The sequence below is a fragment of the Pirellulales bacterium genome (assembly GCA_036267355.1).
Taxonomy (GTDB): Bacteria; Planctomycetota; Planctomycetia; order Pirellulales; family DATAWG01; genus DATAWG01.
Genome location: DATAWG010000109.1, coordinates 38,615 through 65,237, shown reverse-complemented (window position 1 = coordinate 65,237; position 26,623 = coordinate 38,615). Strand labels below are relative to the sequence as shown.

At 63.6% G+C, this 26,623-nt stretch carries 11 protein-coding genes; 7 read left to right on the top strand and 4 right to left on the bottom strand.

Translation table 11 applies throughout. The annotated features are described in order from the left end of the window. The 6 genes from VHX65_17450 to VHX65_17425 form a co-directional block, all read left to right on the top strand. Positions 1–293 (top strand): hypothetical protein (locus tag VHX65_17450; GenBank protein ID HEX4000341.1); only part of this gene is annotated, 293 nt, incomplete at its 5' end. 288 nt (positions 294–581) lie between these two features. Then, positions 582–2,084 carry a hypothetical protein gene (locus tag VHX65_17445; protein HEX4000340.1) on the top strand — a complete coding sequence of 501 codons (1,503 nt, stop codon included), beginning with the start codon at positions 582–584 and terminating at the stop codon, positions 2,082–2,084. Positions 2,085–2,285: 201 nt separating this feature from the next. Beyond that, the gene (locus VHX65_17440; GenBank protein ID HEX4000339.1) at positions 2,286–2,978 is read left to right on the top strand and encodes a DUF4190 domain-containing protein; all 693 of its coding nucleotides are present in this window, start codon (positions 2,286–2,288) and stop codon (positions 2,976–2,978) included. After that, on the top strand, positions 2,975–3,598 hold the full coding sequence (locus VHX65_17435) for a DUF3299 domain-containing protein (protein ID HEX4000338.1): 624 nt from the start codon (positions 2,975–2,977) through the stop codon (positions 3,596–3,598). The genes VHX65_17440 and VHX65_17435 overlap by 4 nt, the downstream gene beginning before the upstream one ends. A 222-nt stretch (positions 3,599–3,820) precedes the next feature. Beyond that, positions 3,821–5,512: an apolipoprotein N-acyltransferase gene (gene lnt, locus VHX65_17430; protein HEX4000337.1), complete on the top strand. Its 1,692-nt coding sequence runs from the start codon at positions 3,821–3,823 to the stop codon at positions 5,510–5,512. 24 nt (positions 5,513–5,536) lie between these two features. Then, entirely contained in the window at positions 5,537–5,977 is a 441-nt protein-coding gene (locus VHX65_17425) for a hypothetical protein (protein HEX4000336.1), read from the top strand. A gap of 346 nt (positions 5,978–6,323) precedes the next feature. Here VHX65_17425 and VHX65_17420 read toward each other — a convergent pair whose 3' ends face one another. Then, complete coding sequence (locus VHX65_17420; GenBank protein ID HEX4000335.1) at positions 6,324–7,334, bottom strand: DUF1559 domain-containing protein; 1,011 nt, start codon at positions 7,332–7,334, stop codon at positions 6,324–6,326. 97 nt (positions 7,335–7,431) lie between these two features. Further along, complete coding sequence (locus tag VHX65_17415) at positions 7,432–23,400, bottom strand: autotransporter-associated beta strand repeat-containing protein (protein HEX4000334.1); 15,969 nt, start codon at positions 23,398–23,400, stop codon at positions 7,432–7,434. A gap of 480 nt (positions 23,401–23,880) precedes the next feature. On the opposite strand from VHX65_17415, the gene VHX65_17410 reads away from it, so the two are divergent. Further along, the gene (locus tag VHX65_17410) at positions 23,881–24,108 is read left to right on the top strand and encodes a hypothetical protein (GenBank protein ID HEX4000333.1); all 228 of its coding nucleotides are present in this window, start codon (positions 23,881–23,883) and stop codon (positions 24,106–24,108) included. 12 nt (positions 24,109–24,120) lie between these two features. Here VHX65_17410 and VHX65_17405 read toward each other — a convergent pair whose 3' ends face one another. Together VHX65_17405 and VHX65_17400 are read right to left on the bottom strand one after the other, a co-directional pair. After that, on the bottom strand, positions 24,121–25,035 hold the full coding sequence (locus VHX65_17405; protein HEX4000332.1) for a hypothetical protein: 915 nt from the start codon (positions 25,033–25,035) through the stop codon (positions 24,121–24,123). A gap of 113 nt (positions 25,036–25,148) precedes the next feature. After that, positions 25,149–26,537: a HEAT repeat domain-containing protein gene (locus tag VHX65_17400; GenBank protein ID HEX4000331.1), complete on the bottom strand. Its 1,389-nt coding sequence runs from the start codon at positions 26,535–26,537 to the stop codon at positions 25,149–25,151. Positions 26,538–26,623 lie beyond the last annotated feature (86 nt).

Sequence of the window (26,623 nt, the reverse complement as noted above, 5' to 3'; positions counted from 1 at the left end):
GCAATCGGTATACCGACGCCGCGCTGGCCCAATTGGCGGCCTTTCCCGACTTGGAGACGCTTCTCCTGGTTGGTCCGCAGATTACCGACGACGGACTGCAAAGCCTGGAGAAGCTGTCGAAGCTAAAGCAGCTCGCGATCTGGGGCGGCGACAAACTCACCGACCGCGGCATCGCGGGACTCAAACAATTGCGTGGGCTACAATCCCTCAGCGTTGGCTACAATATATCGCCGCAGGCAGTCGCGGCCCTGAAGCAATCGCTGCCGCAAACCCAAATCAGCTACGAGCCTTGATCGATGCCTTGATCGGTCGATTCCGCGGAGTGGCCGATGCAAGCGGGGTTCGCTTGCCAGCGTTGCCAGCAATTTCGGACTGCTACGGCTGGCCTGTCCTGCTATAATTGAAGCTGGAGGTGTCGGCGGTTCGACACTCCACCATATTGGCCCGCCCCGCCATCCCTTCCCGCCGGAGGATCTGCCATGACGCCCGCCCCTGCCTCAGCACGTTGCCGCATAGGCGGCATCGGTTTGCGATCGCTATTTGCTGCCGTTGCGGTTTTCGCGGCCCAGGGGGTTTTTGCGATGGCTTGCGGTTTTTTGGCCCCTTCGCAAGCCTTCGCTTGCCCGTTTTGCGGCTCCGTGCAATCGACCTTGGCTCAGGATATCAAGGGGGCGGATGTTGCCGTAATCGGAAAACTGATCGCGTTGCCGAAGGAAAGCGAAAGCAAAGATGGCGAGTTGAATGTGGCAACGCCGATGGCCACGTTTGAAGTCGAGGAGGTGCTCAAGGGTGCTGCCGCATTCGGTTCGGTCAAGAAGATCGAAGCGCCGTTTTTCGATGAAAAGCCGCTGGGGGGCGAGTATCTGATTCTCGGCACCGAGCAGTCGGGATTGGGATGGGCGCCGCCGTATGCTCTGTCGGCCCGCAGCCGCAAGTATGTATCGGAAATCGTGAAGCTGCCTGCCCTCGGTCCGGAGCGGTTGGCTTATTTCCAAAACTACATGGAAGACAAAGAGGATCTGCTGAAAAACGATTCGTACTATGAATTTGCCCTCGCGCCCTACACGATGCTGCAGGCCATGAAGCCGCGGATGCAGCACGACAAATTGGTCGATTGGGTGCGAGATCCCGCCGTGGCGGTGAGCCATCGCCGGCTTTATCTCACGATGCTCGGCGTCTGCGGGCAACCGAGCGACGTTCCCATGTTGGAAACGCTGTTGCGGTCGGATGATCCGAAATTCAAGACGGGCCTCGATGCTACGGTGGCCTGCTACCTGACGCTCAAGCGGGCGGCTGGCCTGCCGCTGGTAGAAAATCTGTTCTTGAACAAGAAACAGGAAGAATTTACGGATATTTTTTCGGTCGTCATGGCGCTTCGATTCTTGGGTCAGGAAGACAACGGCCCCATCCCGCGCGATCGGTTGATCGCTTCGATGCGGCTGGTGCTCGATCATCCACGATTGGCCGACCAGGCGATCATGGACCTCGCGCGGTGGAAGGATTGGACCGTGATGGATCGGCTTGTCACGTTGTTCAAGAGTGCCGATCCGGAAACGACCACCTGGGTGCGAATCCCGGTGATCAACTATTTGCGCGCCTGTCCGCTGCCGAAAGCGAAGCAGTACATCGAAGAACTGCGAAAGATCGATCCGAAATCCGTGCAGCAATCCGAAACGCTCTATGCCGTCGGGCCCGATCCGATGCCGAGCGTAACCACGCAGCGCGCCGATTCATCGGCGGCGGGGGGAACGCAAGCCGGCAGCAGCGCGAATGCGGCGGCTCCGGCAGCAGGGGCACCAGCGGGCGGAGCAGCCCCGGCGGAAAATTCGCAAACTCCGGTCACTCCGGCCGCGTATAAATCAACGTCGGAATCGGGCGCTGCGGGCTCAGCCGCAGGAACCGCCGCGGCAACCACCGCTTCACCCGATGGATCGACATCGCCGAACGCCACCGCATCGTCGAGCCGCATGCTGCCAATGGCCGAACTAGTGGTAGCGATCGGCGCGGTGCTTGGCGCCGTGGTGCTGGTGGTCGTGAACCGCAGCAACCGCGGCAGCGCGAACGTCGCCGGTTCGAAACAGTAGGAAAGCGCATTCAATGTAGTGGGCACACTCCGTGTGCCGTCTGCGCTTGCTCGTCGCGCAACGCACCAAGAGGCGCAGGCGGCACACGGAGTGTGCCTACTACGATCGTGCGGCCGCGCCGGAGGGCACGGAGCCCCCGAGCGATTGAATTGGTAGAGCCGAAGACAAGCAAACCACGAATCTCATTTCCCGCCACGCGTTATGAGCATCGACACGCACGAAAACCCGCAATTGGAGGCCGAGGGGCAACTCGACGAGGAAGACGGCTTCGACCAATACCTGGCTCTCAGTTCGGCCGCGGTGGTGGCGCTGGTGTTGGGCCTGTTGTCGCTGCTGTCGCTGCTCGACTATTGGCTGCTGGCGGTGCCGATCGCGGGAGTGATTTGGTCGATCATGGCGTTGCGGCAGATTCGGGCGCGGCCGGAAGAATTGACCGGGCGCGGCATGGCGTGGGTTGGGCTGGTGCTATCGGCGGTGTTGATCCCGGTCGGGCCGTGGTGGGCATACCGGACGGAAATGAGCCATGTGCCGTCCGGCTACCGCCCGATCAGCTACGACCTGTTGCAGCCCGATCCAAAAGTGATTGGCGAAATGGTTCCGCAGTCGGCGAGAGATTTGAGTTCGCAAAAGGTTTACATCAAGGGCTACGTGTATGCCGGCAGCGATGCCGCCGGGATTCAGAAATTCGTTTTGTGCCGCGATGCGGGCACCTGCTGTTTCGGCGGGAATCCGAAAATTACGGATCGAATCGTCGTGTCGCTCGCCAACCCAAGCGGTATGATTTATACGAAGCAGCCGGTGCGCGTGGCCGGCACGTTCCGCTTCTCGCCGCGGCAGGCGCCCGGGGGAATCGGCGTGGCGTATTATCACCTCGACAATGCGGAGTTGCGATGAGCATTTCGCGGCGGCGGTTCGATCTCGGTAGCGGCACGGCGTTGGCGATTGCGGCACTTGCAGCGATGGCCGTGTCGCTTGCGGTCGCCGGCGGATGCGGCGAGAAATCGCTTCCAGCCGCGACGGCCTCGGTCGCTTCGAGCACCACGAAGCCGAAAATCGAAGTGGCGTCGCTGGAAGGCTCGTCCAAGGCGATGCCGGGTTCGCCCGCCGCTAGAGATTCTGCAAAGCCGGTTCCCGCCCGCCGGCTCCCGCTGCGCGACATCACATTCGACACCGTCAAGCTGAACATGCAAAAGGGCGATCCTTTTCGCCCTGAATTGCTCACTTCCGCGGTGAAAAAGCTCGATGGCAATCGGATTCGCATCCGTGGCTTCATCCTGCCGCCGCCTCAACAAACCGGACTGACCAAATTCGTGTTGGTGCGCGACAACATGGCCTGTTGTTTCGGTCCCGGCGCCGCCATCTACGATTCGATGATCGTGCAGTTAAAACAGCCTTTGACGATGGACTACACCGTGCTGCCGGTGACGGTCGAGGGGACGTTCAACATCCACCAAGTCAACATCGGCGACCGCACCTTGTCGATCTATCACGTGACGGCCGACAAGGCGCAGTAAGCCGTTCAGCAGTTCACGCGCGAAACCGCAAGCGGAGCTTCAATCCGCGGCACGAGCGTGAGGCTCGCTTGCGGTTTCGCGCGTTGCCAATTTTCGGCAAATTTTCGCTGCGCAAATTTTCGCTGCGCAAATTTACATTGCGCAAATTTACATTGCGCAGATTTCCACTGCGACAGATTCCTCTGTGCAAAATCCTCCGTGCCGCGTACTGTAGATCGGCGTATGCCCAGCACGGCCTCTCTACCCGCAGTTCGACCCAACCCGTTCCCCGCCCCGGCCGTCGCGGCGCGGCCTGGGCCAGGCGTTCCTTGGTATCGCACGACGCTGGCCTGGGCGATGGCCGGCGCGCTGCTGATGTATGCGGCCCTGCCGCCGCTCGATCTTTGGCCGCTGGGGTGGATTGCCCCGCTGCCGTGGCTGATGCTTGCCCGCCGCGATGAATTGCCAGGGCGACGGCCGTATCGGGCGATCTGGCTGGCGGGGTTCGCGTTTTGGCTGGGTGTGTTGCACTGGTTGCGGCTGCCGCATTGGGCGACGAGTTTTGGCTGGGTCGCGCTGTCGTTCTATCTCGCGTTTTATATCCCCATGTTCATCGGACTGATGCGCGTCGCAGTGCATCGGCTGCATGTGCCGCTGATCTTGGCGGCGCCGGTTGGTTGGATGGCGATCGAGCTTGCCAAGGGGCATATTCTCGGCGGCTTCACGATGGGGAGCCTCGAACACACGCAAACCGCTTGGCCCGCAATCATTCAATCGGCCGACTTGATCGGCGGCTACGGCGTTAGCGGGCTGATCATGCTCGTGGCCGCGTGTTTGGCGCGGATGCTGCCGATCGGCGGCAGGCGCCTTGCCGTTTGGCCGATGTTGCCGCTGGGGCTGACGCTGGCGGCGGCGATCGTGTATGGCCGGGCGCGCTTGTCGGAGCCGACCGCCGACCGGATCGCCCGCGTCGCGCTGATCCAGGGCTCGACTCCGACAACCGTGAAAACCGATCCGGCACAGGTGGAAGCGATTTGGAGCGAGTACATTGGCCTTACTCTGAAGGCGATGCACGAAGCGGCCGAACGGCCGCCGGCGCGGCCGCTGGATTTGATCGTCTGGCCCGAGACGATGTTTCGCTATCCGCTGCTTTCGTTCGACGATAGCTTGGAGATTCCGAACGGACGATCGAAGCAAGATGTGATTCGACAAACGACGGACGTGCTCGGCGACATCGCGCGGCACTGCCATGCCGCGCTGTTGTTCGGCATCGATCGTCAGCATTGGCATACGCTGGAGCGCGGCGATCACTACAATTCGGCCGTGTTCGTCGGCGCCGATGGCCGGATCCTGGGTTCGTACGACAAGATGCATCCGGTGATGTTCGGCGAATATGTGCCGTTGGCGGAATATTTTCCGTTTCTCTACAAGCTGACGCCGCTTTCCGGCGGCCTGAAGGTGGGCCAAAAGCCGGTCGCGCAAGTGATCGACGGTATTCGCTATTGCCCCAGCATTTGCTACGAAACGGTGATTCCGCATCTGATCCGCCGCCAAGTCGAGACGCTCCGTGAACAAGGAGCGGAACCGGATGTGTTCGTGAATGTGACCAACGACGGCTGGTTTTGGGGCTCCAGCGAATTGGATCTACATTTGAAATGCGGCGTGTTTCGGGCGATCGAATGCCGCAAGCCGCTGTTGATCGCGGCCAACACCGGCTTATCGGCGTGGATCGATGGCAATGGCCGCGTGGTCCAAACCGTGCCGCGGCAGCAAGACGCCGTGATCATCGCCGATGTGCAGACCGATGGCCGGCCGAGCTTTTATCTGGCCCACGGCGACTGGCTGCCTGGCGGTTGCCTGTTGGCATGCGCCGGTGTCGCCATATTCGGCGTTTGGGATCGTCGGCGGGGCAAGCGGCGGGCTGCGGCGGCTTGAACCGCGAGCCCCGGATCGAATGCCATGTACGCGTTTCACGTCACGATCCACGCTCGCCCCGACGATGCAGCACCGGGCACCGCCGTCGCCCTCGGCAACCGTAGCGTGGCCACGCTCGATGTGCCGCGCGAGTCGCTTTCGATTCCCTTCGGGATCAGTTTCGAAGAAGCGGCCCAGCGGCTGGAAAAGTTGCCGCGGAGCTGCGTTGAGCCGGACGGCTCATTTTTCTACGGCTCTCGGCAGGGAATGCCGGAGTGGCAAATCGACGGCAACCTCTTCGATCGCGGCGGCCGGCTGCTATTCGTCGATTTGAAAGGGACGTGCCCGGCCGAGGAATTCGACCGGATGCTGGCAGCCCTCGGCTGGCCGGAAACGCGGCTCGCCTTTCAGTTGGTGCGAGAAGCGGTGCTGCTGGACGAAGCGGAATTTCGCGATTGGGCGAGCTTGGGCTCGGCCGAAAGATAACTTCTCCGCAGCCCCTGCCCCCTCGCCCCCTTGCGGGCAGGGTGGGGGGTTCGAAAAGGGAAGTTATTTTTCGGCCGCGCCTGAACGGCGCTCGGCGGGTTGTCGAACCGCCGAGCCACTGTCTCGAGCCGGATGAAGCGGGCCGCTGGTGGGCCGATCTTGCGTCGGTCGGGGACCCGACGCGAGTTGCTTTGCCGCCGGAAATAATCGGACTGGCCGGATCGTCGTCGAACCGACAGGAGAGACAGCTTGGTCGTCCGGCAAGATGAAAAGTCGGTGGGACCGACGATCTAATCGGCAGATTGTCGCCGGAATCGAGCACCAGATCATGTGCCCGGTAGTTCAACTAGTAGAATTGCGTCGGATCGATGGCGGTGCCGTCCGAGCGATTGGTGAGGTTCGCGAAAATGGTGGGATTGATCGCATAGTTCAGCACGTGAACCGAACCGTCGCAGAACACGGCGCCAAATCCCGACGGATGCGCGCTGCCGTAGGCCAAGGCGTCGACGTAGCCGGAGGTATCTTCCATCGGAGGCGTGCAGCCGAAGCGGTTGACATCCCAATCGTAGCCGAGATCCCAGCCATCATTATCGGCCGGATCGTCGCCGTTGAAATAGGATCCGGGGTTGAGATATTTTTCACCGGCACAGATCGTTTGGCTTGCGCCGTCGGTGATGTGCGACATTTGCACCTCGCTGCGATCGTATGTGACGCCGCTCATGATCAGGCCGCCCGAGGGCCAATACGAAGCGGGCTCGGAATCGCCTTGTGCCAGAGAACTGGGGCCGTAGAACCCGGAGAATTGATCGCCGCTGTTGCCCGCATAGTCGCTCTTGGCGGCGTTGGGGGGCGTCGTGACATTGACGTAGCCGACATCCGTGTAGGGCAGGAGTTGCAGGCTGCGGCGCGTGGGGCAATTGAAGACCGTCAACGGCGTCGCCACGGTTTGCGCTAATACGCCCGGTTTCGCCGACGAGCTCAATCCGGCCCCCTGTTGCCAAAGGTTCTTTTGTTCGAGAAACGGCAGGATGTTGTAGAAAAATCCGCCAGGCTGCTGAATACTGAAGCCGCGATCGGGGTCGCCCGCCCAACCATAGCCCCAGCCCCCGGTCGGAAAAAAGCCATATTGGGCCACGTGCTCGAGCGCCGCTTTGCCGATCTGCGATAGATTGTTCGAGCATTGCGTCCGGCGGGCCGATTCGCGAGCCGATTGCACCGCCGGCAAGAGCAACGACATCAAGATGCCGATGATCGTGATCACGACCAGCAATTCGACGAGCGTGAATGCGGGGCGCACCGCGCGGCCGACCGCGCCGCTTGCGCGACCGGGTGCCGAGGAGGCCTTTAGAATGCGCATGTTCGATCCTTCTGAAAGCAGCCCCTCGGTCCGCAGGCACGCGAATCACCGGTTGAACTCAATCGGTTGCCGCGGCGCCTTTCGCATTATACCGGAACTATTTGCGAAATCGAGCAAAGGCCCGACGCCGAACTCCAAACATCGCGCCGCATCCCGCCAGCGCGGCCAGCAGCAACGTTGAAGGCTCGGGAACCGCTGCGGGGCTCGCCGCGAACGTCGCGCTCGGGGCGAACGCGGCCGAGACGATCGCGCTTTCGCCGATTACGGAAGCAGACGGAGAACTGAACGCCGTCGTGTCCGAGGCGAGCAGACTCGAACCGATCTCGGCCGGCGATGCTTCGGGCGTGGATAGCGCCGAGTTTGACGGGAGCACTGCGAGCACCCGGCTTTCTAGCAGGCTCGCATTCAGGCCGGGGTCGGCGGTCGCAAGGCTTTCAATTGCCGTGATGCGATTTTCTAGCGATTGGCCCGTGGCACCCGAGATCGCGCCGGAGGTGATCGCGGCCTGGATCGCCGTGAAGGGATCGCTGGGTGTGGCGGCAGGCAACGCGCCGGCGGTGGCCGCCGCGGGGGTTGCGCTCGCTGTGATCGCGGCCGGTTGAGCGCCGTCTTGGCCACCGGCGAAGGGCAAAATCGTCACGGTCGAGCCGGCGTTGATTGCCAGCGTGTTTTGCAGAATCTGCGCGGCCGAGAGGCTGGCGGCATGAGTGCCGTCGCCGACCGTGGTGGTTCCGGCATAGGTTGTTGGGGAGGTAGACACCTGCGTACCCGATACCACACCGACGGTTTGCGCCGTGCCGGTGACCAACAGTTGGCCATCGGCAGTACCGCCGGTGCCCTGCTGCGTGAGAATGGTTGCCGCATAGGCGCCTTGCGACAGAGCGGGCGCCGTGCCGGCCAATTGGAGCGTTGCTCCCGCAGCCACCGTGGCACTCACCGGGCCTTCGACTGTGGCGGCCGTCGCGTTGGCGAAAGCCAGCGTGCCGGAGTTGACCGTTACGGTGTTGCCGCCGCCGGCGAAGGTCGGAGCGCCGCTGAGGGTCAGCGTGGTGCCGGAAGCGTTCACGATCAAACCGGTGCTGGTGCCGAGATACAGGGTGCCGCCGTATGTATTGCTGGGGGCGGTCGGGCTTTCGGTCACCGACAAGTATCCAGATCCCACGTTCAACTGCGCCGTGCTGCCGGCGCCGCTGACCATGCCCGACAGGTTGCCGATGACGAATCCGCCGTCGCCCGCAGTGCTGCCGGTCAGGTTGACGACCGAGGCGCCGCCGCCCGAGGCATTGATGGTCAAAGTGCCGCTGCCGAGGTTGGAGGGGCTTTGGTCGCCGACATTGAGCGTGCCGCCATTGACTGTGGTATTGCCGGTGTAGCCGTTGGGGGCTTCGAGCGAGAGTGTGCCGCCGCCGGTGAGCACGATCGACTGGCCCGGGACGGTGTTCGAGTCGTTGATCGAACCGTATACGGTCAGCGAGCTGTTCGTGGTGCCGTCGATGTTGAAGGTCGTGGTGTGAGAAGAATCGGCGAGGCTGAGCGTTGAATAGATTTGTGGATTTGCACCGCCCGAGACATTCACGATGGCGCCGGAGCCGCCGATGCCATTGCTGCCGCCGCCGTTGTCGAGCGTCAGGGTGCCAGACTTAAGCATGTAGGATGTGGAACTGCTGTTGAACGTCAATTCGCCGGCGATATCGTTGCTGCCGACCGTCACGGTAATGGGCGAATTCGCTCCGGCGACCGTGGGGAACGTCGCGCTCAGGTCGGGGCCGTCGGGGGAAGCCTTCGGATTCCAGTTGTTTGCGGTTTCGTAGTCGCCGCTCACGCTCGACGCCCAGCTCGATGAACCATTGCTGGACCCGACGATTAAATCAAGCTGGTCGGGATTGAGCGTGGTGCTGAGAGAATACGAGTAACCGGCGGGCACGATGCCCGTCGTCCATCCGGAGGCGGAACCGGTGAGCGACGTGTAGCTAATCAATTCGTAGGTGCCGATCTGCAATGTGCTATCGTAGTCGTTGACGTTGACGGTGCCGCTGCCGGCGAGGTCTAAATTGCCGCTAACGATGTAGTCGTTCGAGGAATTGTGGACCGGTAGATTGTTGCCCGTGGCGTCGGCCGAGCTGCTGAGATTGAACGTGAGTTGCGATCCCGATTGCAGCGTCAGTCCGCCGTTGAAGTTTGAGGTGATTCCGATAGGCGATTGGCCGGCGCCCGGCGCGATGATGCCGCCGCTGGCAACTGTGACCAAGCCGCTCACGGTGCCGGCGCCGCCCAAGGTTCCGCCGGAGCTGACCGCGACGGGGCCAGAGCCCGTGGCCGACGTGCCGGTGGAGTTCGCAACTCGAAGCGTGCCTCCGCTGATCGTCGTGCCGCCGCTATAGGAACTTGCCACCGCGAGGCTCAACGTGCCGCCCGCCGTGCCGTTATAGGTCAGGCTGCCAGTGCCGATAATCGGCATGGAGCTTACGGTCGTGTTGCCGGCGCCGGAGAATGTCAACGCATTGCCGGCCGTATCGATGCCGCCGATGATCGTGAGGCCATCGCCAGCGGTGGTCGACGTGGAGCCGATCGTGGCGCCCATGCTGTCGACCGTGATCGCTCCGGCATACGAGTTACTGCCGCTGGAGCTAACCAGTGCTCCGGCCGGGGCTGCCGCCAGGCCGGCGCCGGAAAGATTGGTCGAGGGGATATTTCCCACGGAGGCGCCTTGCAAATTGAGCGCGGCCCCGGAGGCGACTATGACGCTTGACGAATAATCGATCGCCCCATTGGCTTGTAGGATCAATTGGCCGGCATTGAGCGTTACAGGGCCGGTGAACGAGTTTTGGCCGTGCAGCATGACGTTGCCGATGCCATTGAGCGTGATGCCCGTGCTGCCGTAGATACCGACGGTGTTCCCCGCGGCATTGCTGATCGTGTAGTCGGAGCCGCCGTTGCTGGCGCCCGTGTTGGTGAATGTCACCGAAGACGGGTTCACGCCGCTCGAGGGCTGGATCGAAATCGAGGTGTTGCTTGCGCCGTCGCCGAAGACGACCGGCGCGCTACTGAGGAACGGACTGGCGGCCGGGGGCGAACCGGTGGTCCAGTTGTTGGTGGCGTCGACATCCCACACGTTGCTTACCGAACCGTTCCAATTCAGCACGCCGACGACCATCAGATCCAACTGGCTGATGCCCGGGTTGAGCTGCAATTCGTAGCCGAACCCGCTCGGAACCGAGCCGATTTGGAAGGCGCCGTTGCCGCTCAGGGTTGCCCCGCTGTAATTGATGAGATCGTAGGTGCCGGCGGTGGGCGAACCGGTCAGGTTGACGGTGTAGCTCCCGGCGCTGGTTGAAATGGCTCCGCCGTTGACGGCCAGCAGGGGATTTGCGCCGCTATTGCCGTTCGGCATGCCGCTGAGATTGGCGGTGGCGATCGCGCCGGCTTGCAGGATCAATCCATTCGTCAGTGTCAGCGTGACACCGTTGGCTCCGGCAAGATTGCCCCCGGAGGCGATCGTGACCGTGTTCAACCCGATTGGAGAAACGGTCGCGCTTCCGCCGGCGACGGTGACGCCGAGCGTGCCGCCGTTGGAGACCAACACCGCGCCGGGTCCGGTGGCCGAGCCGCTCGAGCCATTGGCGACGCGGAGCGTGCCGGTGGAATTGATCGTCGTGCCGCCGGAATAGGTGTTGGCCGCCGAAAGCGTGAGCACTCCGGAGCCGCCGACGACAAGCGAGCCGGCGCCGCTCATCGTGCCGGCAAAGGTGGTGCTGGAGCTTCCGCCGATCGAGAGCGTTTGGCTTTCGAGGTTCACGAGGCTGCCAGCCACGCCCGCTAGCGAACCGACCGTTTGGTTGGCAGTGCCCAAATCGAGGGTGGCGCCGCTGCCGGTGATGTTCACGGTGCTGGCCGCGGGCAGGATATTGCTCGGGTTCACGCCGAGCGCCGACGAGAACCATTTGTCGGTGAGATAGGTATCGACGGCCTGTTGCTCGGCCGTGGTGAGCGTGCCGTTGTAGACGAGCACTTCGCCAATTTCGCCGTCGAAATTGCGGGGACCATTCCCAGGCAATACGAAGTACCCACCTAATCCGGCCGTGAGGCTACTTGCAGTGGCGCTTACGCCTTCGAGGATCTGAGGAGTGCCGATAGTGAATGTTCCGTTCCCGGACTGCAGCGCGCCGTTGACGTACATCGAGCCGCCGTTGGTGAAGTCGTTGCCGTTGGTGCCGACATTTTGCCAAGTCGAGGAGCTATTCATGCGGATTCCGAGGTCGGCCGAAGCGCCGAAGATACCGCCCAGCCCCGTGTATCCGTTGACCTGGTCGACGATGAAAACGGTCTGGGTGGTAGCCGACTGATTGGCGAAGAGCGCGGCCGTGGTGCCATTGAAATTCACGGTGCCCAGGCCGTTGATGGCGCCGGCGGAGCCGGCGGCGATGTAGGTTGGCGGCGTTACGGCATTGCCGGCCGAATTCGTGTAGGTGCCGCCCGTAAAGTTGACGCCGTTGCCACTCGAATCGGCCCATCCGAGCACACTTCCGCCGCTGAGGGTGAGATTGCTGGCATTCGTCGCGTCGAGATGGTAGGAGAGCCCGGGGATCGCCGGCAGGGCCGCGCCGCCGAGGAGCAACGTGCCGCTTTGGATCGTGGTCGTGGCATACGATTGGTAGTTCGTGAGCGTGACCGTTCCGCCATTGACCGTCAGAGCGCCGGTGTTCGTGTTGTAGCCCGAGAGGGTCAGCGCGCCCGCGCCCGTTTTGTTCACGGCGCCGTTGCCGCTGATGATTCCGCCATACGTTTGCGGATTCGGATTCGCGAAGGTCAGCGTGGCATTGTTGGAAATATTGCCGGCGACCGAGCCGTTGTTCGCCGTGCCGTCGCCCAATCGCAGGGTGCCGTTGCTGATGGTGGTGCCGCCGGTGTAGGTATTGGCGCCTGTGAGCGTGAACGTGCTCGATCCGTTCATGACCAGCGAACCCGCTCCGCTCATGACGCCGGCGAACGTCGTCGGCGAGGAATTGTTGACCGTCAGGGTTTGCGATTCGAGATTCACGCCGCTGCCGGAAACGCCGGTGAGCGAGGCGATGGTCTGATTCGTCGTTCCCAAATCGAGCGTGGCGCCGCTGCCGGAAAGATTCACGGAATTGGTTGCCGGAAGCACGTTGCTGGTGACCGATGAACTGTCGGGCGTAAGCCATTTCGCGGTGAGGTAGGCATCGACCTGCGCTTGCTGGGCCGCGGTAAGCGTGCCGTTGAAAACCAGCACTTCGCCGATCTCGCCGTTGAAAAAGCGGGTGCCCGAAGTGCCGGTGTTGATGTATTCGCCCAGGGCGGCAGTGAGACTATTGGCGCCGGAGCTGACTGCTTCCAGAAGTTGCGGCTGGAGCGTGCTAAAGTTCGCGTTGCCGGTTTGCTGCACGCCATCGAGATACATCGACCCGCCGTTGGTGAAGTCGCTGCTGTTGCCACTTGCACCATTTTGCCATGCCGTCGGACTATACATCCGCACGCCGTTGTCGTTGTTGTAGCTGCCGAAGATGCCGGCCAGATCGGTGTTCGTCGCTCCCGGAGTATCGACGATGAACACGGTCTGAGTGGTCACGGCGAGGTTGGCGACGAGCTGGCTGGTGCTGCCGTTGAAGCTCACGCTGCCAAGACCGTTGATGCCACTGGCGACATAGGCCGGCTGGCTTCCGGACGCCGACTGCGTGAAGTTGACGGCATTGGCGGTCAGATCATTCCAGCCCGCCACGCTCGTGCCATTGAGCCTCAGAGTGCCGGCGACCGAGGCGTCGAGATGATATGCCAGGCCGGCAATCGACGGCAGCGCCGGCGAGCCGAGCACCAACGTGCCGCTCGAGATCGTGGTGGTGCCGGTGAACGCCGATTGCTGCACGAGGTTGAGCGTGCCGCCGTTGACGGTGAGGCTGCCGGTGCTGGTGTTGGCGCCGGTGAGTTGCAGATAGCCGGCGCCGGTCTTGGTTACATTGCCGCCGCCGCTGATGATGCCCGAGTAGGTTTGCGAATTCGGATTCGCGAACACGAGCGCGGCGTTGTTGGCGATGTTGCCCGCGACCGAGCCGTTCCTCGCAGTGCCGTCGCCCAATTGCAGCGTGCCGGCATTGACGGTGGTGGGGCCGGCGTAGGTGTTCGCGCCCGAGAGAGTGAGCGTTCCCGAGCCGACGACGGCGAGATTCGACACTCCATCGCCGCCGCTGATGACGCCCGGAATCGTGACGTTGCTGCCATTGGTATCGATCGTGGCGGTCACGCCCGCGCCGATCGATAGGTTGCGATTGGTGGCCATGCTCACCGTGCCGCCGGCCTGCAAGGTGCTATTGCCCGCGAATGTCAGATTCGTTGTCGGCGAAGCGGGGGCAGCCCCCAAAGCGGCGTCGGCATTGATGTTCAACAGCGTGCCGGCGTCGAGGACCGTGCCGCCGCCATAGCTGTTCGGACCGCTGAACGTGAACTGGCCCGACAGCGTGAGGGCGTAGTTGTTGCCGCCATCGCTGATCGCGCCGCTTACCGTCAGCGGGTTGGTCGAGTTGTTGGTCCAGTTCTGGCTGGCGCCGAGCACGATGGCGGCGGAGATCGAATTGGCGCCCGCGCCTGCGGCGACCGAGATGCCATTGCCGGCCGTGTTGCCATTGGCGGTGCCGGCCAGGATCGTGATCGAATTGGTCGTGACGACGCCAGGGCCGATCGAAATGCCCGACAAACTGTTGAAGTTGAGGCTGTTGATCGTGAAGCTTTGACCCAGCGATTGCGAGAATTGGGCCGCCCCGGCGGCGGTTTCGAAGACATTCGTCGTGCCGACCGGCAGGCCCGTGTTGTTGCCGTTGCTGGCGGCATCGACCCAGTTGGTGACGCCGGTGTTGATCGTGTTCCAATTGTCGTCGGTGCTGCCGGCCCAATAGGCGTTGCCAGTCGCGGCCGAAACGATCGTCAACGAAACGCCGGTGCTCGTGCTGGTCAGATAGCCGGCTTCGCCCGGCTCGGCCGTGAAGGAGCCGAGCGAGATCGCGGTCGGCACCGGGCTGGTGTTGTAGGAGAACAAGGGATAGGTGCCGACGCCCAATTCCGCGGAGGCCAGCGGCGAGAGATTGATCACCGCCCCGCCTGGATTCACGGCCAGGGTGCCCGAGGCAACGATCTCGTCAGTAGTGCTCGAATCGTAGTTGAAGTTCAACACCGCCGCGCCCGACGTGCTGCCGCCGAGCGTGAGGTTAGCCGCGCTGGTATTGCCGTTGGTGATCGACAGAATGCTGTGGCTGGCTTCGGAACTGGAGAACGTCAACGTGCCGATGCCGGTGGCGCCGCCGACAGTGAGGCTGGCATTGACCGCGGAGCCGGAGCCGATGGTGTACGGGGTGGCGGGGTTGCCATTGAGCCGCAGGGTGCCGCCGCTGGCGCCGCTGCCGACCGCGACCGCCGTGTCGCCGAGCGAGCCGGCGGCGAGCGAGAGCGTGCCGCCGCTGACCGTGGTCGGGCCGGTGTAGGATTCGGCGTTAGTCAGCGCGAGCGTGCCGGGGCCGGCCTTGGTCAGGCCGAAACCCGTGCCCACGACGGGGCTGCTGAAGGTGAGCGTGTTGGCGGCGACGGTGATCGTCGGTGTGGCGGAGAGTGTAATGGAGGTTGGCCCGAGGTCGAGATTCTTCGTGCCGGTGAAGGTGAAATTGCCGCCGAGCGAAGTGCCGCCGGTGGCGGAGAGGACCATCGCCGCACCGCTGGTGTTGTCGATCGTTCCGCCGTTGATCGCGAAGGGGCCGGCTCCGAGGGCGGAGGCGTTGCCGATATCGAGCAAGCCGCCGGAAATCGTCGTGCCGCCGGCATAGCTGTTCGCTTGGCTGAGTGCCGCGGTGCCGCTGGTGACCGAAAGCGCTTGACTCGCGCCGTTCAAGGCGCTGCCGATCGATTCGGTAAGTGCGCCGCCGCTGACGAGCACATTGCCGGTGCCCAGCGCGCCAACGGCGTTGGCGGCGAGCGTGCCGCCGGAAACCGTGCTGCCGCCCGTGTAGTCGTTCGTTTGGCTCAAGGTTGCCGTGCCGGCTTGCACGGTCAGCGAGTTAGTGCCGGTCAGGGCGTCGGCGATGCTTTCGGTCAGCGCGGTGGCGGCGGTGTCGGAGGTCGCGTTGGAAAGCGTGATCGGGCCGGTGCCCAGCGCACCGACGGCATTCGCACCGATATTGGCGCCGAAGATGACCGTGCCGCCGCTATAGGTGTTGTCGGCGCCTGTGATGCTGATCGTTCCGGCGCTGGTGCCGGTGTTCTGATCGCCGAGCGACAGGACGTAGGCTCCCGAAATCAGGCCGGAAAGAGTGCCGTTGCTGGCAAAGGCGGTGATGCGGGCATTGCCGCCCAACGTGATTGGGCCGGCGTAGCTCCCGCCCTGAAGCCGAATGGCGCCGAGGTTGCCGACGGCTTCCAACGCGCCGATGCCGCTGATCGTAATCGGGTTGGCGAATGTGGTGGTGGTGCCGAGGTAGAGTTCGCCGCCGACGGTGGCATTGCCGGTGACGGTGATCTGGTTTGCAGGATTGATATTCGCCGCGGTGGTCTGAAGCCGGCCGGCTTCGAGGAGCCACGCGCCGGTGAAACCGGTCGCGTTGCCGGTGAACGAAAGATAGGAGGGGCCCGACGCCGTCGAACCGTTCACGGTAATAGTTCCGTTGCCGGTGATCGTGTTGCTGAGCGTGACGCCGCCGGTGCTGGGATCGACGAGGAACGTGCCGTTGACGGCGATCGCCGAGCTGCCGGACAGCGAGCCGCTCGCGGATTGATTGCCGAGCTGCAGCGTGCTGCCGGAATTGATGGTGGTGGGGCCGGTGTAGCTGTTTCCGCCGGTGAGCGTGAGAATGCCCGGGCCGTTGACAGTCAGCCCGCCATCGGGCGAGCCGCCGCCGTGCACCAGCCCCTGGCTGATCAACACGTTCAGACCTGTCGGCACATCGACGATTGCTCCGCCGGTTTGCACTTCGAGATTGATCGTTCCACCGAACATGGCGGCAGCCGTATAGGTGGGCTCGAACGTGCCGCCGTTGAAATTGACGACCGAATTGCCGTTGCTGCCGTCATAGATTGGCCGGGCAGAGATCAGGGTGCCCCCATTCAAATTGATCGTGCTGGGACCGGACGAGTCGCCGTAGGGGTCGAGCCAAAGACTGGTCGCGTCGAGGCCGCCGGGGCCATTGCTGCCAGTGCCGGGAGCGGCCACGTTCACCGTGCCGCCGTTAATCGTCAGCGTGCCGACGCCGTAAGTTCCGTTCCGGCCATTGCCGGCGGTGTTGAGAAAATCGCCGCCGATGAAGGTGATGCCGTTTCCGGCGCCGATGTTGAGCGTGCCGCCGGCGGCGACCGTCACCGTGCCCGTCGTGCTGCCAATTCCGGAGCCGATTCCGAAGGCCGAGCCGCTGCCCATCGTCACGTTCCCGGAAATGACCAGATTGCCGCCGGCGGTGACATCGAGCGAGCTTGCGATGGCGAGCGAGCCGGTCGAGCCGACATTGAGCGTCCCGGCCGACACCGTGACGGCGCTAGTGCCCGTCGTGCCGGTCGTGCTGTAGGCGCCGTTGATATTGGCGATGGTGCTCGCGCCGCTGAGGGCAAAGCCGCCGGCGCTCGATGCGATCGAGCCGGTCGAGGCTAAGCTGAAGGTTCCGGAGGTGACCGTGGTCGTGCCGGAATACGTGCTCGCGCCGGAGAGCGTCAAGGTGTCGCTGCCGCTCATCGTCAAGCCGCCGGCGCCGGAAATCGAGCCGCCGATCGTCGTGCCGCCGGTGCCCGTGTCGGCAATCGTGAGCGTATATCCGCCGGTGACGACGCCGCCGCTGAGGGTCAGCGGATTGGAGCTGGCGTTGCTCCACGATTGCGCGGCCCCAAGAATCACCGGGGCACTGATCGTGTTGGCGCCCGCGGTGGAAAGAACCGTCAAACCGCTGCCTGCAGTGTTGCCGTTGGCGCTGCCGGCCATGATCGTGATGCCGTCGGTGGCAAACGTGCCCGGCGCGATCGAAACTCCGGCCGGGTTGTTGAACGTCAGGCTGTTGACCGTGAAGCCCTGGCCGAGCGTTTGCGTGAGGTTTCCGGCGGTCGTGGCCGTTTCGAATACATTCGTATTGCTGTCGGGCAAGGCGGACGAAGTGCCGCCGCCCGCCGTCGTCACCCAGTTGGTGGTTCCCGCGGGATTCGTGTTCCAGTTACCGTCGGTGCCGCCGGCCCAATAGGCGTTGCCAGTCGCTCCGGCAACGACGCTCAGCGACACGCTGGTGGTGGTCGTGGTTAAATATCCGATGTCGCCGCTGGGCAGGAGTGCGTTGCCCAATCCGATCGAGGTCGGCGCGCTGCTGACTGCGGCGTAGCTGAGCAAGGTGTAAGGACCGGCCCCGAGCGTGCTGACGCCGGACAGCGGCGCGATATTGATGACCGCTCCGCCGGGATTGACGGTCAACTGGCCTGCCGCGACGATCTGGTCGGTTCCGGTGGCGCTATAGTTGAAGTTCAAGACCGCGTCGCCCGAGGTGCTGCCGCCGAGCGTGAGGTTCGGCGTGGTGGCGGTGGCATTGCGGATGCTGAGCGTGCTGACGCTGGTCTCGCTGCTGGAGAAGCTGAGCGTGCCGCCGGCGGTTGTGCCGCCGATGGCGAGGCTGGCGTTGGCCGCCGATGCGGTGCCGATGGCATAGGAGCCGTTGATCCGCAGCGCCCCGCTATTGGCCCCGCTGCCCACCGACACTGCGGTGTTGCCCAGCGAGCCGGTCGAAAGCGAGAGCGTGCCGCCAGCGACAGCGGTGGCTCCGGTGTAGGTATTCGCGCCGCTGAGGGTTAGGGTGCCGGTTCCGGTTCTGGTCAGGCCGCCGGGACCGCTCAACACGCCGCTATAGGTCGTGCTGGCATTGTTGCCGCCGACAGTCAGAGTCACCGCGGCTGGGCTGCCGGCCGTGTCTTGCAGGGCGATATTTCCCGCGCCGGCCAAGCCGCCGAGCGTGGGTGAATCGTTGCCGGCCAAGAAGATCAAGCCATTGTTCGGAGTCACCGTGACGGTGCTATTTTGCACCGCGCCGGCATTCCCCAATTGCAACACGCCGGCGTTGACCGCGGTGGCGCCGCTATAAGTGTTCGCGGCATTCAACGTCAACGTGCCGGAGCTCAGCGTCAACGGCGCGCCCACGCCGGCCAGGGAAACGTTCACCGTGCCGCCGGTCGAGGTAAACGAGGTTCCGGTGAGCGTGCCGCCGTCTTGAATCGTGCCGCCGCCGATCGTTACCGCGCCCACGGTTTGGCTGGTCGTGCCCAGGTCCAAAATGCTGCTGGCTCCATTGACGGCCAGCGCGCCGGTCGTCGCGCCGAGAGTGCCGCCGACGGGGATATAAAGCGTGCCGCCGTTTACGATGTTGCCGCCGGAATATGTGTTCGTGCCGGAGAGCGTGAGCGTGCCTGAGCCGAGTTTGACGATCCCCAGGCCGGCATTGGTGATATTGCCGGAATAGGTGAGCGAGCCACCGGCGTCGGTGGTGTCGATGCCCAGATACGCGCCGGATGCCAACGTGACCGGAGCCCCTTGGCCGCCGATGCCGCCGAGCAGCCCGCCGATCGAGCCCGCGCCCGAGGTGGCATTCGTGAATTCACCCGATCCGCCGGCGTTGACCGCCAGGGTGCCGCCGCTGGCGACGGCGACCGTGCCGCTGGCGGGCATGGCGGCGGTTTGGGCGAATTGCAAGCTGCCGGCGCTGATCGTGGTTCCGCCGGTGTAGGTGTTGGCGCTGTTGAAACGCACCGTACCCGAGCCGCCCATCGTCACGGCGGTCGTGCCCGTGATGCCGGTGGTTCCGCTGGCGTTGGTGAGGGAGTAGGCGACCGAATTGTTCAGAAAATTGACGCTGCCGGCGCTAACGCCGGGGGCGCCGACGGTGCCCACGGTGATGGCGCTATTGGTGATCGCGTTGCCAAAGCCGTCGGTATCGCCGAAGTAGACGCTGCCCGAGGCGCCGAGAATGCTTTCGACGGTTGAGAAATTGTTGTTGCCGGTGAAGTTCAGATTGCTGCTACCGACGCCGGAGCTTTCCCAGATACCATTGGTAGACCCGCTCCAGACGCCGGTGACATCCCGGACTTGGATGGCATTGATTTGTGCCGGGGTGCCCCCGGAAGTGGGCGTGATGGTGAACGCTTGGGAAGCTCCGCTTGCCGTGAAGCCGCCGATGCTGTACTGGCCCGGACTGCCGGCAACGTTGTTGGCGGAATACGAGAGCGTGACCGAGTTTCCGCCGGCGCTGGTGAGCACTTCGGCGCGGCCGGATTCAGGGCGCGGGTCGTTGACCCAGAACTGGGTGGCGTAAACATGCCCCGCGGTCAGGCTGGTGAGCGTGACCGTTGCGGCGGAACTGCCGCCGTAATCGGAGCCGATCAGCATGTTGAGATAGGAACTGTTCAAAGTGCCGAAGGGCGCGGTGCCGGAGTTGAAGGCGTTGACGTTGTTGGTGCCAACGCCGCTCAGCGTGACGCCGGTTGGTGCGGTGCCGCTGCCGGCGTACGTCGTGCCGGTGAACGTCACGCCGTTGACCGTCTGCGTGGAATTGGCGAAGTCGTAGGCCGCGACCGCCTTGCCGACATTGAGGACGTCGGTCACGCCGGAAATCGTCTTCGCTGCGCCGAAGTTGACGATGCCTTCGATGTTGCCCATCACATCGACTCCGATGGAACTGCTCCCCGTATTGTTGATCACGCCGCTCACGACGGCTTGATTCGGGCCGAGCGTGATGGCGCCGACGGTGAAGTCGCTGGAGTTCGCGCCGTTGTAGGAGCCGTAGTTGATCAGTTTGGCGAAGCCGCCGTTCAAGCCGCTGGCATTGATGGTGATCGTGCCGGCGTTCGGCGTGGCCAGCGTCGTGGCGAGCAAGGTCGCGCCGCTGGGCAAATTGATGGTGGCCGAGCCGGCGAAATTCAGGCTGCCGATGGTAAGCACGCCGCCGCTGCCGTTGCCGCCTTGCAGGATCGCCCCCGCGGCATCGGCGACATTCACGGTTCCGACGGTTCCGGCGCCGCCGAGCGTGCCAGCCGAGAGGGTAATGGCCGGGCTGATGGCGACGGAACTGGCTTGGATCAATGAGGCGCCGGTGCCGTTGATCGTGATTCCGCTGCTGGTGTTGATCGCGCCGGTGCCCGAGAGAAGCAGTTCGCCGCCGGTGATGTTCGTCGCGCCTGTGTAGCTGCCGGTGCCGGAGAGCGTGAACGTGCCGGTGCCGATTTTTGTCAGGCTGCCGGCGCCCGTGAGGGCGGCGGAAAAGGTCGTGCTCGCGTTGTCGTTGCCGACCGAGAGGGCGACCGCGGCGGGGGTGGTGGCGTTGTTGGCCAGGGCGAAATTCGTGCTGCCGGTGAGGCCGCCGAGCGTGAATGCGTTTCCATTCGCGGTGACCGAGGAATCGAACGTCGTGCCGCCGCTGGTGAGCGTGCTGTCTTGCAATGCCAAAGCATTGGTCAGATCCATGGTTCCGGAGCCGACGCTCGATGGCCCGGTGAAGGTATTCGCGCCGCCGAGGTCGAGCGTGCCGCCGTCGGTCTTGTAGAGCGTGCCCGGCCCGCTGATGACGCCGTTGACGATGAGCGTGGTGCCGCTGTATTCGCGGAACACGCCGATGCCGCCGGCCGTGGTCAGATCAAACGAGCGCGTGCTTGGGAGCGTGACGTTGCCAGTGGTGACGATGCCGGCGCTCGAGCCGTTGGGGGCATTCATTTCGACGACGTTCGCGGCATTGCCGAACACGGTGTCGGCGGTGGGACTCACCAGGCCGGTGTTGATGACGATCGTGCCGGTGAAGCCGCCGCTGTCGTTGAGCGTGAAGTGCGTGCCGTCGCTGCCGCCGCTGGCGCTGGTGTTGCCATCGACATTGAATGTCACATTGCCGGCCGTGCCGGTGATCGCCTGGTTGAACGTGTAACCGGTGCCGGTCGCGGCCGAGAAGGTCAGGTTGGCGCTGTTGGCCATCGCGATCGCGCTATTGTTGGCGGCGGCGGCCGAGCCGGAGAGCACGAGCGTGCCGGCGTTGACGGTGGTGGCCCCGGAATACGAGTTGGCCCCGGAGAGCGTTAGGCTGCCGCTGCCGGCGACCGTAAGGCCATTGCCGCTGCCGCCGCTAACGACGCCGCTGACGGTCAGCAGGTTGGCGGAATTGTTGGTCCAGGTTTGCGGGGCGCCCAAAGCCACGTTGGCGGCGATGCTGCTGGCGGGAACGCCCGTGTTCATCGTGATGCCGGTGCTAGAAGATGTGGGCGTGATCGTCAGCGTATTGCCGTCGCCAGTCAAGCCGAGACCATTCACGGTGTCGGCGATCGTGAGGTTGTTGATCGTCATGTTCGCGCCGAGCACGGTCGCCGTGGGCGCGGTGGCGATCGGGCTGGACGAAAACGTGACACTCGTCGCCGAGCCGGGCACCTGGCCCTGGGCCGAGCCGCCGGAGGTTATGACCCAGTTGCTTGCGGCGCCGTTGGACGACGCCCAAACGTTGGTTGCCCCGCTCAATCCGCCTGTCCAATAGGCGGTCGAGAGCTGCGATTCCGCCGTCGTATTGATCGACAGCGACAATCCGCCGCCCGTGCTTGTGGTGTAGGTGTAGTTTGTCGGGTCGCTAACGATGACGGCAAACGTGCCGCCGCTAGCGAGTCCGCCGGCGGCGCTGAGCAGCGTGTAGCTGTTGCCGGGCGTAATGGCGCCGGAGAGATTGATCCGATTGGTGCCGCTAACCGCGGCCGCACCTGCGGCGACGATCGAATCGCCGATGCCAAGCCCGATCGTGCTATTGGTGAGGCTCAAGGTCGAGCCGCTTCCGAGCGTCAACGGACCAGCTGCGCTGGGGAAATAATCGAACGTCGCGCCGCTGACCGACAGGGCGGTTGTGCCAGACAAGGTGCCGCCGCCGGACACGGTCAAGGCGCCGGCGCTGACCGTGGTGGGGCCAATGTAGGTGTTGTTGCCGGTGAGCGTGAGGGGCGAAGCGCCGCTTTGGGTTAGCCCAGTGACGTTCGATCCGATGCTCGCGCTGACGACGACGCCGCTCGTGCCACTGCCGTTGTTGATGAAGCTGCCGGTCGGGTTGATCGGGCTGCCGCTGAGCGTAATGGTCGACGCGGCGTTGGCGCCGAGCACCGTGGTCGTAACGTTGCCGGTTCCGAGGATGCCGCCCGTGATGCCGATGGTGCTGCCCGAACTGTTGTTGGACTCGATCGTTAGATTGTTGCCGAGCGTGATCGGGCCGCTGAACACGGGGTTGAAGGCGGTAGCGCTGAGAGTGTCGATGCCGGAGCCGCCGACGGCAATCGCGCCGGTATACGTCCCATTTGCGCCCGAGCCGATGCCGGCCACGTTGAGCGTGGCATTCGTGGTCGTGGTGCCGATCGTGATCGTGCCGGCCCCTTGGGCCCCGACGGTTCCCAGATTGACCGTGCCGGCTTGGATCGTCAGGCCCGCAAATGAATTGCTGGCGTTCAGCGACAATATGCCGGCGCCGGCCTGAATTAGGGCCAGGCCCGGGCCGTTGGAGATGACGCCGCTGACGGTCGTGCTGCCGGTGCCGGCGAATGTGAGCGTGGAGGCGGTGGTATCCGAAATGCCATTGACCACCGTCAGCCCGGTGGTGGCGGTCGAGTTGTTCGTCCAGGTCTGACTGTCGGCGATGATAATCGGCAGAGAATTCGCAGCCGTCGTCGAGCCGATGGTGACAGCGCCGGCCGCCGAGGCGATGTTGATGCCGTCGCCGCTGGTGCCGTTGCCGATCGTCAGGCTTTCCGCGGTGGTCGCACTTTCCAGCAACGTGGTATCGGTGTTGGTGAAATACAGCCCGAGCACCGATTGCAGGGAACTGAGCGACACCGTTTCATTCGCGGCTGCCAAGCCTGAGTAGTTGAAGACGGCATCGTTGGTCGTCGTCGGATCTGCCGACGCGGGACTGCCGTCGGAGTTGACCCAATTCGTCGCGGCCGAGCTCCATGTGCCGGTGCCACCCGCCGCGTCCCAATAAAGCGGACTGTTCGATTGCGCGTGCGCCGCGACGGGAAGGAAAACACCCAAGAACCCGAGGGCGAAGGCCACGAGCGAAAAAACGCGACAGCCACCGAGGAGCCGACGATGCGGCCTTTGCCCCCCACACATTTGCGGAGAACGCGATTCTGATCTCGGAATTTGCGAGTCGAGCGAGGGGAACGATTTGGAGATGGAAGAGCCGCTACGAAGTGTCGGGGGAACCGAACAATCAGTGTGAAAAAGCATCCGCGCTAAACTCCCGAAATCAGATTTATGGGCGCACCGCCACCAAATGCGGCGACGATGCACCAGTTCCGCCAACGCCCCAAAACCGTATCGATGTCTGCGACGACCGCGGCCAGATTTGCCGGAAGCATCGCAGGTGATGCGATCCCGACCGGCGAACCGCGCGACAAGATTTCCCCCTTTGCGCGCGTTTTAAAGCTCGGACGAACCCCGGGAATAGGCCTTGAAACCCGAGCCCTCCCCGTCGGATCCCGATTGCACGGCCGGACCCCTACCCTGCTATGCTAACAATCCGAATCTCCGGTGTCACGGAAAATCCTACTGGATCCAAAATACAAAAATACAAGCTGCGCACACGCGACGACACAGTTTCATAAAGACACTTTTCGCGTATTCGGCTTTTTGGTGGGTTTCCCAGGGGCTTTGCCCCAGAGCCGTTTCGGCAAAGAGATCGACACCGGCTGCGACTTAGGGCAAATCGGCGATGTTCGCATCACGGGACCGCTTGCCGGCGTGCAGATCCGGTTTTGACGGTCGCGTTTTTTATTGCTCTGCCGTTCGCACATCGCGGCGGAATTCGCGAACGTCGCCAGGCGTGGCTTGCGGTAGTTTCGCCCGCAGCAAGTTCGCGCCGTTGAACCAGCCCTGAGGTTCGTCGTAGACCAGATGATATTCGACAAACAGCGCGCCGGCCGGCTCGACGAGCCGTGTCACCTTCGCGTAGCCGCCGAACGAGTCGTAGGGCGTGGGACTGTTTTGCACGACGCCGCCGGGCGCAGGCCGCCAATCGTTGGGAAACTTCGAGTCGCCATCGAACCGGCGATCGATCTGGCAGCCCAAGGTCGTCGATTCCTTGGTCGTCGTTTCCACGGCCCGGCTCGTTCCCTGCACTTGCACGAGAACCTGGGTTTGCAGCAGTTTGAACACGCCGTGGACGAACCATTCGTTGCCGGCCGGAATCGTGCGTGGCACGATATTCCGCCGCTTGAGATCGTCAGGCGTTAGCGTGTCGAGGTGGCCCGTGTTGTCGGGCTTGAACTGCTTCTTGAGAAATTTCGGATCCGCGACGGTTTTCAAATCGCCGTACACGACGAACCATAAGTTGATTGAATGCCCCGGTTGGTTTCCGTCGTATTGCGGATCCTGATCGACCAGCAGCACATAAGGCGTGTTCAGATTCTTGACCATGAATTGCGGGTAGTTCACCGGCCGAACCGAATGCTGCATGGCCAGCACTGTCTGGATGGCCTGCTTCTGGCCGGCGGCGCCGAGACCGTCGGCCATCGAGGGGGGCCGAAGCCGGCGCATCTGGCCCCCGGGAAACACCACGCCAGACTTCAAGAGCGCATCCAATTCCGGGTTGCCCGACTGCGCCCGAGCTGGTGCCGCCGCCGAAAAACCCCATGCGATCAATCCAAGAATCGCTAGAAGCGGCAAGCGAAACACCGGCTGGTGCATGATCGGGCTCTCGGTTAGGGGCGAGGGACGAGGGGCTGGGGACGAGTGCAGCTCGGAACGGGCTCGGGTCGCTGCGTTTGCCTTCCCTCGCCCTCGTCCCTCGTCCCTCGCCCCTATGTTTTATTGGCCTTATACCGCTGCGCATGATCCACGACGCCCGGATCTTTGCAGATGCGAATCACGGCATCAAGGGCCTTGGCGAACTCGGCTTCGTTCGGCAAGCGCAATTCGCGATGATGGGCCAGTTCGACGATGCTGGCACATGCCTCCTGAGCAAGCGGCGGCCTTTCCAAGAAGGGAACCAGGAACCGCAACGCATCGACCGTGCGCACCGCGGCGGCGCGTTTGACGACGTAGTTGCGCTCGTCGTCATGGGTCGCCAGGCTCATGCACGTTTTCAAGAGCGCAAGCCGCTGCGCGTTGCTGCGCTTGTCGTGCAACACGGCCACGCGCGTCAGCGCCCGCAGAAGCAAGCTTTGCCGCTCGGGATCGGCATTGGATTGAAACAGCGCCAACAGCCGCGGGGCGACGGTGGCGTCGGGCCAATTGCAGATCGCGCGGATGCCGGCATCGGCGCGGCGCGGATTCGGATCGGCGATGGCCGCTTCGACAACCTTCAACGCATCGGGGCCGCCGACGCGGCCGAGCGCCGGCAAAAGGATCGTGCGCTGGTCTTCCGTGAACAACTGGGTCCAACCGACCAGAATCGGCGCGGCACGTTTCGCGGGATCCTCGATTCGATTGCAAACCAACAACACAGCTTTTTCCGCCGCGTCGCGCTCCGTGCCGGGCTCCGCCTTGACCACGCCCCTAAGCATCGACCCGACATCCTTGGCGCAGGGCGTCGCCAACTCGCCGAGCGCCGCCATCGCTGCCTTGCGGACCATCGGATCGGAATCTTCGGCAGCCGTGAGAAGGTTCGAGACGGTGCCGATCGCCCTGCGGGCCGCGAGAATTTCGATTATTTCCGAGCGAATCTTCGGCGTCGCGCCCGCCAGCTCGCCGGCGATCGCTGTGTCGATCGTGTGGCCCGGCAAATGCGTCAGGCTTCCACGGGCGGCAGCCTGATCGGCCTCGGAACCGGTGGAAAGAAATTGAACCAATTGCGGCATGTCGGCTGGCTCTCCGATCGAACCGAGAGCCCGCAGCGCCGCGTCGCGGACCGCACCGTCCTGGCTGCGAAGTTGCTCGAGCACGGCCAGCCGGGCCGCCTTATCACCACGGTCGGCCAGTGCATCGAGCAAGCCGACTCGAGCATCGGCGGGCAATTTCGCCAGCAATCCGGCGAATTGCTCGGTCGCCTTCGTCCCCTTGGCCGCTTCGCGAACCTGCTGCAGGCCCAAAGCGCGAATGTCTTTGTCCTTGTCGCCGAGCAAAGTGGCAATGGTGCCGACCGAGTCGTCGGAGCTTTCATCGGCCGCGACGGCCGTAGCGCGGCCGCTCAATGCAAGAACAATCGCGACGGCGGGCAAGATCGAAAGAAGAAAACCGCGCGCTCTCACAACCGGATCTCCGACGAAGCCAAGGAATTTTTTAAATAGTCCAAGCGTTCGCGCCTCGGACTGCGGAACCAAACATCGTTTCAAGA

Excerpts from the sequence above, each read along its gene's own strand:
- VHX65_17445 (HEX4000340.1), top strand. The coding sequence starts at position 582 with ATGGCTTGCGGTTTTTTGGCCCCTTCGCAAGCCTTCGCTTGCCCGTTT.
- VHX65_17440 (HEX4000339.1), top strand. The coding sequence starts at position 2,286 with ATGAGCATCGACACGCACGAAAACCCGCAATTGGAGGCCGAGGGGCAA.
- VHX65_17435 (HEX4000338.1), top strand. The coding sequence starts at position 2,975 with ATGAGCATTTCGCGGCGGCGGTTCGATCTCGGTAGCGGCACGGCGTTG.
- lnt (HEX4000337.1), top strand. The coding sequence starts at position 3,821 with ATGCCCAGCACGGCCTCTCTACCCGCAGTTCGACCCAACCCGTTCCCC.
- VHX65_17425 (HEX4000336.1), top strand. The coding sequence starts at position 5,537 with ATGTACGCGTTTCACGTCACGATCCACGCTCGCCCCGACGATGCAGCA.
- VHX65_17420 (HEX4000335.1), bottom strand. The coding sequence starts at position 7,334 with ATGCGCATTCTAAAGGCCTCCTCGGCACCCGGTCGCGCAAGCGGCGCG.
- VHX65_17405 (HEX4000332.1), bottom strand. The coding sequence starts at position 25,035 with ATGCACCAGCCGGTGTTTCGCTTGCCGCTTCTAGCGATTCTTGGATTG.